9 protein-coding genes are annotated in these 10,285 nt (G+C 61.5%); 2 read left to right on the top strand and 7 right to left on the bottom strand.

The genetic code is table 11. The features are described 5' to 3' along the window. Positions 1-158 precede the first annotated feature (158 nt). Complete coding sequence (locus K0F86_RS09905; RefSeq protein ID WP_219134219.1) at positions 159-1,538, top strand: sodium-dependent transporter; 1,380 nt, start codon at positions 159-161, stop codon at positions 1,536-1,538. Here K0F86_RS09905 and K0F86_RS09900 read toward each other — a convergent pair whose 3' ends face one another. From K0F86_RS09900 to K0F86_RS09870, 7 genes are all read right to left on the bottom strand, one after another. Continuing rightward, a complete protein-coding gene (locus K0F86_RS09900) occupies positions 1,539-2,153 on the bottom strand; it encodes a M15 family metallopeptidase (protein ID WP_219134218.1) in 615 nt (204 codons plus the stop codon). It lies immediately after the preceding gene. Then, positions 2,153-3,055 carry a LysR family transcriptional regulator gene (locus tag K0F86_RS09895; RefSeq protein WP_219134217.1) on the bottom strand — a complete coding sequence of 301 codons (903 nt, stop codon included), beginning with the start codon at positions 3,053-3,055 and terminating at the stop codon, positions 2,153-2,155. The genes K0F86_RS09900 and K0F86_RS09895 overlap by 1 nt, the downstream gene beginning before the upstream one ends. A gap of 83 nt (positions 3,056-3,138) precedes the next feature. After that, positions 3,139-3,939 carry an N-acetylmuramoyl-L-alanine amidase gene (locus K0F86_RS09890; protein ID WP_219134216.1) on the bottom strand — a complete coding sequence of 267 codons (801 nt, stop codon included), beginning with the start codon at positions 3,937-3,939 and terminating at the stop codon, positions 3,139-3,141. A gap of 30 nt (positions 3,940-3,969) precedes the next feature. Beyond that, positions 3,970-4,917, bottom strand: coding sequence for an N-acetylglucosamine kinase (locus K0F86_RS09885; RefSeq protein WP_257572069.1), 948 nt, complete (start codon positions 4,915-4,917; stop codon positions 3,970-3,972). Between the two features lie 94 nt (positions 4,918-5,011). Beyond that, a complete protein-coding gene (locus K0F86_RS09880) occupies positions 5,012-6,673 on the bottom strand; it encodes a glycoside hydrolase family 10 protein (protein ID WP_219134214.1) in 1,662 nt (553 codons plus the stop codon). Positions 6,674-6,764: 91 nt separating this feature from the next. Beyond that, positions 6,765-8,063, bottom strand: a complete 1,299-nt coding sequence (locus K0F86_RS09875; RefSeq protein WP_219134213.1) for an MFS transporter — start codon at positions 8,061-8,063, stop codon at positions 6,765-6,767. Positions 8,064-8,108: 45 nt separating this feature from the next. Continuing rightward, positions 8,109-8,990 (bottom strand): N-acetylmuramic acid 6-phosphate etherase, encoded by an 882-nt coding sequence (locus tag K0F86_RS09870; protein ID WP_219134212.1) that lies wholly within the window; start codon positions 8,988-8,990, stop codon positions 8,109-8,111. A 186-nt stretch (positions 8,991-9,176) separates the two neighbouring features. On the opposite strand from K0F86_RS09870, the gene K0F86_RS09865 reads away from it, so the two are divergent. Beyond that, positions 9,177-10,235 (top strand): helix-turn-helix transcriptional regulator, encoded by a 1,059-nt coding sequence (locus tag K0F86_RS09865; protein WP_219134211.1) that lies wholly within the window; start codon positions 9,177-9,179, stop codon positions 10,233-10,235. Positions 10,236-10,285: the final 50 nt, after the last annotated feature.

The following is a 10,285-nucleotide window of genomic DNA, read 5'->3' as shown; positions in this document are numbered from 1 at the left end:
GGTGATCCTCAAGTGCCGCATTTGACTGCGTCTCATTGGGGAGGCGAACTATAGCAAAGCGCCCCGCCAGTAGCAAGGCTTTTCCGGGGTATTTGCGGCCAACTGCTACAATTTCGCCCCCTCAGCGCAAATTCGCGTCCCACCATAGAAGATTCACCATGAAACAACAAGCTCAAGGATCAGGCCTGACCCTGAAACGAGCTGGCTTTACCACTGGCTTCGGCGTGCTCGCCGCCACCCTCGGTTCCGCAGTCGGTCTCGGCAACATCTGGAAGTTCCCCTACCTGACGGGCGCCAATGGCGGCGCCGGCTTCCTGCTCATCTATCTGCTCGCCACCTTATTAGTGGGATTGCCCGTGATGATCGCGGAAATCACCCTGGGCCGCCGCGCCAAGGTCAATCCCATCTCCACCATGGAACAGCTGGCACCGAAGGGCAAGCCCTGGTGGCTGGTCGGCGTGATCGGCATGGTCGCCGCCTTCCTGATCGTCGCGTTCTATTCGGAAGTGGTGGGCTGGGTGTTTGCGTATATCGCCAAGGCCATCGATGGCTCCATCCTCAGCAGCGACAAGCTGGTGACGGAAGCGGCCTTCGCCTCACTGATCAGCAATCCTTTCCAATCGCTGTTGTGGCAATGGGGCGTGCTGCTGTTTATCGGCGGCATCCTGATGCTGGGCGTGACCAAGGGTATCGAGGCGATCGCCAAGAAGCTGATGCCGCTGCTATTTCTGTTACTACTGCTGCTCTGTGCGGTCAGCCTGTCGCTCGATAAAGCGGGCGAAGGCCTGGCCTTCCTGTTCCGTCCTGATTTTTCCAAGCTGACGGCTTCCGTCGTGCTGACGGCCATGGGCCTGGCCTTCTTTAAATTGTCCGTCGGCATGGGGACGATGATGACGTACGGTAGCTATTTCCGCGATGACCAGAATATCCCCGTGACGACTTTACGCGTGATGGCGGCCGACCTGGGCGTCTCCATGCTGGCTGGCATCGCCATCTTCCCTGCCGTGTTCACGTTTGGCTTCGCCCCCAGCGCGGGACCGTCGCTGGTGTTCATCACGATTCCCGCCGTGTTCTCGCAAATCCCGATGGGGCAAGCGCTGATGGTGGTGTTCTTCATCCTGGCAGCCGTGGCCGCCACGGGGGCGATGCTGTCGCTGATGGAAGTGCCCGTGGTGATCTTCCATGAACGCTTCGGCTGGACGCGCACCAAGGCCACCGTGGTGACCATGCTGCTGCTGGCCGTGCTCGGTTCCGTCTGCGCCCTGAGCAACAGCACCCTGGCGGACTTCAAGCTGTTTAATTTGAATATGTTTGATCTGTTCGACTTCGTCTCGTCGAATATCTTCTTGCCCGTGGGCGGCATCGCGATTGCCTTGTTTACAGGCTGGGCCTGGGGCAAGCAGCATTTCATCGAGGCGATCAGCAATCATGGCCAGTTGCAGAACAGAAAACTGGCGCATGTGCTGCTGTTCCTGCTGCGCTTTGTCTCGCCTGTATTGATCCTGATCGTGATGCTGAAGGGATTAAAGGTCTTTTAATCAGAGTACCCGGGTGTAGGTCTGGCGCACCAGCACCCGGTCGCCGCAATCGAAATGCCACCATTCGCTGTTGATGCCGAAGAAGCCCGCCTGGAACATGGCGTCGCGCAACAAGCGGCGGTGCGCCACCTGCTCCTGCGTAATCTCCCCGCTTTCCAGCAAAGCCAGCTCCAGCGCCGGATGCGAGCGCTCACTCAAGTCGTCAAAGCCCGTGCCCATGTCCAGTTCCTGCCCGTCCGGTCCCACGATGGTGATGTCGAGCGCCATGCCGAACGAGTGAATCGAGCCGCGCGACGGCTCGGCGATATAACCCAGCAACTCGGTTCCCTGCAACGCATCCCACAGTTGCTGCTGCACCCGTTGCGGACGCAGGGCGTCGAGCACCAATAAATGATGCTCGGGGCGATGCGCGGCCAGCCAGGCCACGGCCTGTTCCAGCGCGGCGGCCGCGTCGCGGTGCAGCCAGGCGCAATCGATGGGGCTGTATAAGTCGCGGCCGACGAAATTGTCGGGCGTGGCGTAGCGCAAGTCGACGGCAATGCCGGCGATGCTGCTCAGGTGGCGAAATTGCGGATCGCTGCCCACCGCTTCTAATTGCAAACTTGCAACAGACATCAGACTCCTCTTTCCAGACACTGACGCGCCGCCACGCCGATGCTGTCGGCCAGGCGCCGCGCGCCATGCGACAGCGGCGAGTGGCTCGCCGTCAATAAATACAGTTGGATCGGTATCGTGGGTGCCCAAGGACGGCGCTGCAGCCGCTCGGGCAAGCCGGACGCGGCCGTAAACGGGTCGACCACGGCCATGCCGGCGCCCGCTTCCACCAGGGAACGGGCAATTTGATAGGTCTGCACCACGGTAGAAAACACGGGGTGGATGTCCTGCGCCTCGCAGGCGGCCACCACCAGTTCGCCCAGCGGGTCGTTGTCCGCATGGCCGATCAGCTCGCCGTTCAAGCCCTGCGCCGTCAACGGTGTGCCGCAATCGGCCGCATGCCAGGTGCCGGCCGGCGCGATCACCGTCATGACACCGTGCGCGATCGGTTCGGCCACGATGCCCGGATGGCGCGGGTCTTGCAGCGACACGGCCAGGTCCGCTTCACCGAGGCGCAGGGTATTGACGATCTCGCCCGTGTGGTGAGTGGCCAGCTGGCAACGCGTATGGGGAAAGTCGCGCCGCCACTCCGTCATGGCAAACGGCAAGACGCTGATGGCGAGCGTCGGCGTGGACACCAAACGGATGGTTTCCACCGCATGGCCCTTCAGGCTGGCCGCCAGGCGGCGGATGCCCAATAAATCGCGGTTGAGCTTTTCCGTTTCGACAAACAAACGGTGCGCCTCGGGCTTCGGATACAGCTTGCCCCGCACGCGCTCGAACAGCGGCATGCCCAGTTGCAACTCGCAATGCTGCAAGACCTTGGTCACGGCCGGTTGCGAGATATGCAGCACCTGGGCCGCACCGCTGATGGTGCCAACTTGCATGATGGCGTGAAACACTTCGATATGACGCAGCCGCATGAGCTATTCCTTTACCTTGCCGTGGCCGTCTGGGCCGTCAACGTTCAGCATATAAGAAAAAGTCATGGGCTGGAACGGCCGTGCTACTTTGCTACAACAGCTGCGGCCGGCGTCGTCAGCACTTCCAGCAGGGCTGCCGTCTCGCCATCGGGCATGCCGTCAAAGCGCGTATTGCGGTACTTCATCTGGAAGGCGATCAGCACATTGCGCGTCGCTTCGTCGAAGACGCCCGTATTCGGCGTCGCGTAACCATGCTGGGCCAGCTTTTTCTGGAACCAGACGGCATCCGGCACTTGCTGCTCAAAAATGGCTCGTTGCGCGGCCACGCGGTTGGCATCGGGCCAGACGATCAGGCCCGCATCGGCCAGCTGGCGCCATGGAAACAGCGGCCCCGGATCCTGCTTGCGCTGCGGGGCGATTTCGTTGTGACCCAGGATATTTTCCGGCGCGATGTTATAGCGAGCCTGGATATCTTTCAACAGCGGAATCAGTTCATCGATCTGTGCCTGCGGGAATGGATACCAGAGGCGGCCTTCCGGCGTGTCCTTGTAGCCAGGATTGACGATCTCGATGCCGATCGAGCTGACATTCAGCTGTGTATAAGTCTTCCAGTTACTCACACCCGCGTGATTGGCCTGGCGCGATTCGTCGACCAGCACGTAAAACTTCGGCTTGTCCGTATCCGTCAGCAAATAATGGCTGCTGACCACTTGTTCCGTCAGGATCTTGATCGAGCGGGGCAGGTCGCTGACCGTGTAATGGATGACGATGAATTTGACGCGCGGGCTCTGGCTGCGCGCCGTCAAGCTATGGTCGAGGTGCGGCGCGGGCGTGGTACAGGCGGAAAGCAGGGCCACCAGCAGGGCGAGGGCGATTTTTTTCATGAAAGATCCATGTTCGGGTTAATAAAATAGTCAGTCTTTGCCGGCATACACGCTGGCCGTCCTGGCTGCCAGCTTGGCAGCGGCCTCATGCGAGCGGGCAATTTTTTGCTCCATCTGCAACGATACAGGCAAAGCGGCGCGCATGGCAGCGGCGATGGCCGGGTGCAACTGCGCCGCGCGGCCCGCCAGCACCACGGGACGCGGGCCGTAGCGCGCCGTCAGGGCCAGCGCCAAACGCGCCAGCTCCTGGCCCGCGCGCTGCAAGATGTCCAGCGCCAGCGGATCGGTGTCCGCACTGGCGGCCACGGCCAGCGCCAGCCGGCCGATGGCGCCCCGGTCCTGGCCATACATGAAGGCGCGCGACAGCGACCAGTCGCTGCCTCCCAGTTGCGCAAACACGGCCTCGGCCATGGGCGAGCTTTGCCAGCTGCCGGGCGCCTCGTCTTCGCGGCGCCAGATGTGGCGCAAGGCTTCACGGGCGATCCAGTAACCGCCGCCGCCATCGTCGAGCAGCACGCCACGCCCGCCCGCCCGATGAAACACGCCCTCCGCATCGATCCAGGCGGCGATCGAGCCCGTGCCAGCGTAGACCAGATAACCCTGACCTGGTTCAAAACTGTCGCGATACGCAATGTCGATATCGTTGCCGATGCTGACGTTGCCGGCGTCCAGCGCCAGCAGGGTGGCCAAGGTTTGCGCCAAAACGGCATCATCGCCGCCAAAACCCGTCAAGCCCGCCACCACGGCACGCGGCTGGCCGATGGCCAGCACGGCTTGGCACAGCCCGGTGAACGTGGCGTGCACGGCTGCGCGGCCCGCATCGCTGCTCATTTGCAAGGCAGACAAGCCTTCCACGGCGCCGTCGGCCACGATGACGCCGTCAACGGTGGCCAGGGCCCAGCGCGTCTGCGTGCCGCCCGCGTCGATGCCCAGGCCCAGCACGGGCACCGCATTATTGGCTGTAGGGAAGGAAATCATGGCAAGAGTGTAAAGCCAAGCTGGGCTTGCAGGCATGAAAGCTTGCGCATGTTTCATGCCTGCAGGTTATGGACTACCGTTGAACGGTCAACAATTACTTGGCGGCGACCGTAAACGGTGTGCGCACGGTGACGCGGGGGCTTTCATTGCCGAGACGGTCCACGGCGCTGACCACCACCGCGTTGACTTTACCAATGGCATCATCGACCAGGGTCAGCTCGCCCTGCACGCCCGTGACCACGCTAAAGCGCCAGTCTTCGCCGTAGCGGGCCCAGACGGCATATTGCGCCACGGGTTTGCCGCCACCCGACGTCAACTTGACGTTCAGGCTGGTGGAATCGCGGCGCAAGGCCAGCACGGGCGTGCCCGGCGCGTCCTTGCCCAACCACGGCGTGGCGGGAATCAAGGCCGGGCTCTGGTACACCATGGCCTTGAGTTGCTCGCTGACACCCTTGCGGTTCTGCATCAGCGGCGCCATGCTGAAATGCACTTGCCCATTCGCGCCGGGGCGCGTGCGCGTTACTTCGATCTGCTTGATGATCTCTTGCGGCGTGAAGGACTTGGCGGAATTGTCGATGCGGCTCGTATATAAACCCGGCCACACGTGGCGGCCATACGGATTTTGCGCCAGCCAATAGTCGAGCAGCACGCCAAACGCCTGTGGTGCCTGCGCCACGGGCCAGTACAGCTGCGGCGACAGGTAATCGAGCCAGCCCTTGGCCAGCCACAGTTCCGCATCCGCATACAATTTATCGTACTGGCTGAAACCGACGATGCCGGCAGGGCGGCGGTCGGGACGGCCGATGCCGAACGGGCTGATGCCGAAACGCACCCAGCTCTTTTCGCGGTGGATACCGGTATATAAGGCTTCGATCAGCTGGTTGACGTTCTGGCGGCGCCAGGAAGGGCGGTCCAACTGGCCACCGGCCAGCAGATATTGCTGCCAGGAAGGCTCATCGGGAAACGGCAGTTCGCGCTTGGCGCCGCCATTGCCCGCGTCCAGCGCGGCTGTTTCCGCACCGGCGCCGGCGCCAGGCGCATCGATCGGATACGGATAAAAGTAATCGTCGATGTGCACGCCATCGATATCGTAGCGGCGCACCACGTCCAGCACCACGTCCGTCGTGTGCTTCGAGGCGGCGGCGTCGCCCGGGTCCATCCACAGGTAGCGGCCATATTGCTTGACGGATGCCGGGTTGGTGGACGCGAAACTGTCGCGCGCCAGCGGCGACTTGGCCGTCGCGTGACGGGCACGGTAGGGGTTGAACCAGGCGTGCAATTCCAGGCCGCGCGCATGCGCCTGCGCCACCCAGAAAGCCAGCGGGTCATACATGGGCAACGGCGGCTGGCCTTGCTTGCCAGTCAGGTATTCCGACCACGGTTCCAGTTGCGACGGGTAAATCGTATCGGCGCTGGGCCGCACCTGCAGCACAATCGCGTTCAGATTCAAGAACTTGGCGCGGTCGAGGATGGCGATCGCCTCGGCTTGCTGCTTGGCGACAGGCAAATTGCTGCGGCTGGGCCAATCGATATTCGCGACCGTCGAGACCCAGGCGGCGCGGAACTCGCGCGGCGCTGGCGGCGGCACTTCGCCCGTGATGTGCTGCACGGGCGGCACGGCCGGCAAGCCCGCTTCGCCTGGCGTCACTGCGGAGGGCAGTTTGGTGCTGGTACAGCTGCTGAGCAATGTGGCGGTGGCCAGCGCGGCCAGCACGCCAGCCGTGGTGCCCAGGCGTTTTTTCAAAGTAGACAACAAAACAATTCCTTGCAGTGGTGAAGCGCAGGTGTATCGGTGCGGGCATTTTACTGTGCGCCCGCCATCCTTGCGGGCGCACGGTTCAAAAGAATCAGGCCTCGGCCTTCTTGCCGAATTCCGGGTCGATCTTGACCAGCGCAGCCATGATGAAAGCAGGAATGGTGGCGATGCAGACCCAGATGAAGAAGTGCTGGTAGCCGAGCATTTGCTGTATCCAGCCGCTGGCCATGCCCGGCAGCATCATGCCCAGGGCCATGAAACCCGTGCAAATGGCGTAATGGGCCGTTTTATGCGCGCCATCGGACACCATGATCATGTACAACATGTAGGAAGCGAAACCGAAGCCATAGCCAAATTGCTCCAGGGCGATGCCCCCCGCGATCACATAGATGCTGCTGGGCAAGGCGCTGGCCAGGTAGACGAAGACCAGGTCGGGCAGGTGCACGGACAGCACCATGATCCACAGGCAGCGTTTCAAGCCGAAGCGGGAAATGATGAATCCGCCCAGCAAGCCACCGAGGGTCAGGGCAATCACGCCGATGGTGCCGTAGACGAGGCCCACCTGTTCCGTGCTCAGGCCCAGGCCGCCCTTGGTGACGGGGTCGAGCAGGAAGGGCGCGGCCAATTTGAGCAGTTGCGCTTCGCCGAGGCGGAACAGCAGCAAGAAGCCGAGGATGACGACAATATCCTTCTTCTTGAAGAAGGCGGCAAAGGTGGCGACGAACTCTTGCAACGGGGAAACACCGGCGTCCTGGATGCTGGGGCGGTCATCTTTCGGTTTCGGCAAGACAAAATAGTGGTACAGGAACAGGGCGATGAACAGGCCCGCCAGAATCGCGAACACGACGGACCAGGCCAGCTGCACATTGCCCGTCGCATGCGTGAGATAGCCGGCCAGAAACACCAGGCCACCCTGGCCCGCGATCATCGCCAGGCGATAAAACGTGCTGCGCACGCCGACAAAGGCCGCCTGCTGGTGCTCTTCCAGGCCCAGCATATAAAAGCCGTCGGCGGCGATGTCATGCGTGGCGGAACTGAAGGCCATCAGCCAGAAGATAGCCAGGCTGATCTGGAAAAAGTGGGGCAAGGACGTCGTCAGGGCCACCAGCGCCAGCGCGGCGCCGATCACCAGCTGCAAGCCGACGATCCAAAAACGCTTGGTGCGGTACATATCGATAAAGGGCGACCACAGGGGCTTGATGACCCAAGGCAAGTACAGCCAGCTGGTATACAGCGCGATATCCGTATTGCTGAAACCATAGTTCTTGTACATGATCACGGACAAGGTCATGACCACTACATAGGGAATGCCCTGGCCGAAATACAGGGATGGGATCCACAGCCACGGCTTGTTCGCGCGCGCCGCGGTGGTTTGTTTCACTAGCTCCATACATCCTTCTTTGTCTCCCAGACAGAAGAATGCCGCGCCATCGGATCAGGCCGCCAGTGCCACCCGCACACTGCCGTCCGCGCCGGCCAACAATGCCTGTGCCTGGTTTGTGTTGATTTTTTTTATCAAGGCAACTATCGCCACCTTGACGTGATAGTGGCATTGCTCCAGCACGGTCCTGGCCTGCGCCTCGCTGGCGCCCGTGGCATGCATGGTCAGACGCACGGCCCGCCAGATCAGCTTGGCGTTGGTCGGCTTCAAGTCTACCATCAAGTTTCCGTAAGTTTTGTGCAAACCTACCATCAAGGCGCTGGAAATCGTGTTCAGGGTAATTTTTTGCGCCGTGCCCGCTTTCAGACGCGTGCTGCCGGAAATGACTTCCGTGCCGGTGTCGAGCACGATGCCGCATTGCGCCTCATGCGCCACGGGAGCGTCCACATTGTTGGCGATGCCTATCGTCAAGGCGCCCGCCTTGCGCGCGGCCAGCAGCGCGCCCAGCACGTACGGCGTGGCGCCGGAGGCGGCCAGCAGGATCACCACATCGTTGACCTGCGGTTGCAAGGCCAGCACATCCCGCTCGCCTTGTTGTACATCATCTTCCGCCCCTTCGACGGCCGCAAACATGGCGCCCGCGCCGCCGGCCAGGATGGCGACGGCCCGCTCGGGTGGCCAGGAAAACGTGGGAGTCAATTCAACGCTGTCGAGCACGCCAAGCCGGCCCGACGTGCCGGCGCCCACGTACAGCAGGCGGCCGCCGGCCGCGATGCGGGGCAGGGCGGCCGTGATGGCGGCCGCTATCTGCGGCGAGGCCAGCCGCACGGCTTCGACGGCCCAGAACTGGTCATCAACCAGCGCAGCCACCAGTTGCTCCACCGGATACAGGTCCAGATCCGGATGCCGCCGGCTCGGGGTTTCAGTTTTCAACATGATTTTCGAACATAGTTGAACGTGAAACCAGTTTAATACCAACGGGCAAGATCAGCCATGAAAGCTTGGTGGGCGGGCATAACGGGAGTTTATGGCTGGTGCAGGAAGGTGGCTTACTACTTGTACTTCGATACGCTCCCGTTTGTGTCTATACTTCGATTCGACGTCCTAATCCACGACACGCCCATGATCGCTCGCCAATTGCTGTTCCTGTTTAGCGCCCTTGGCGCCATCAACGGTATTTTCCTGGCCGTCTATTTTTTCAGCCGTCGGCCCCGCAGTCTGGCCGACTGCATGCTCGGTGCATTGCTGCTTGCCGTCGGAGTGCGCACCGCCAAATCCGCCTTCCTCTACTTCAACCCGGCGATCGCCATCGAATTTCGCCAGCTGGGCCTGTCGGCCTGCCTGCTGATCGGTCCCTTGACCTATCTCTATGTGCGCTCTTTCATCGCCGGGCTTACACAACAGCCAGCCGGACAACAATGGCGCTGGCATCTCGGCCTGTCCTTCCTGCTGATAGTCATAGGCGTTGCCTTTCCGTATTCCGCGTATCGTCGTGTGTGGGACCTGTCGAGTCATGCCATTCATGTGTTCTGGCTAGGCTACCTGCTGGCAACTGCCAAGTTGCTCTGGCAAAGCCGCCATGCATGGCTGAATGACGGACAGCGGATGGCGACCAGCAGCGTGCTACTGCTGAGCGTCTTTGCAGGCAGCGCTATCATGCTGGCGGCGTACGCGAGCACGCCGTTCACGTCGTATATTGTCGGCGCCTTGTCGTTCACCTTCTCGCTGCATGTCGCGGTCATGGTCTTTCTGCTGAGAAAGGAAACCTCGACGCCTGGCGACCTGAAGCAGAAGTACCAGAACAGCCGCCTGACACACGACGATGCGCTGGCCGTGCTCGCTGCGCTGGAACAACAGATGAGCGGGCAGAAATCCTATCTGAATCCGAATCTGACCCTGGCCCAACTGGCCAAACGGGCGGGATGTACGCAGGCGCAGGTGTCGCAGGTGCTGAATGACAAGCTGAGCAAGAGCTTCACTACCTACGTCAACGCATACCGTATCGCCGAAGCGCAACAGGTATTGATAGACGAACCGCAACTGAACATGGATACCGTTGCCGAGCGCTGCGGCTTCAATTCCAGCTCCACCTTCTACTCAACCTTCAAGAAAGTTGCTGGGCAGACGCCCGCCAGCTTCAGGGCCCAACCCAGTCAGGCGGCCAGGACCATTTCCGCATAAAACCGCTCCGGAATCGCCATTCCGGAGTCTGAAATCATGTTTGGCGACAT

Origin of the sequence: Janthinobacterium sp. UMAB-60 (genome assembly GCF_900095235.1) — a bacterium.
Lineage (GTDB): Bacteria > Pseudomonadota > Gammaproteobacteria > Burkholderiales > Burkholderiaceae_D > Janthinobacterium.
Note: the sequence above shows the minus strand (reverse complement) of the source record. Positions and strands in the feature narration are given on the sequence as shown.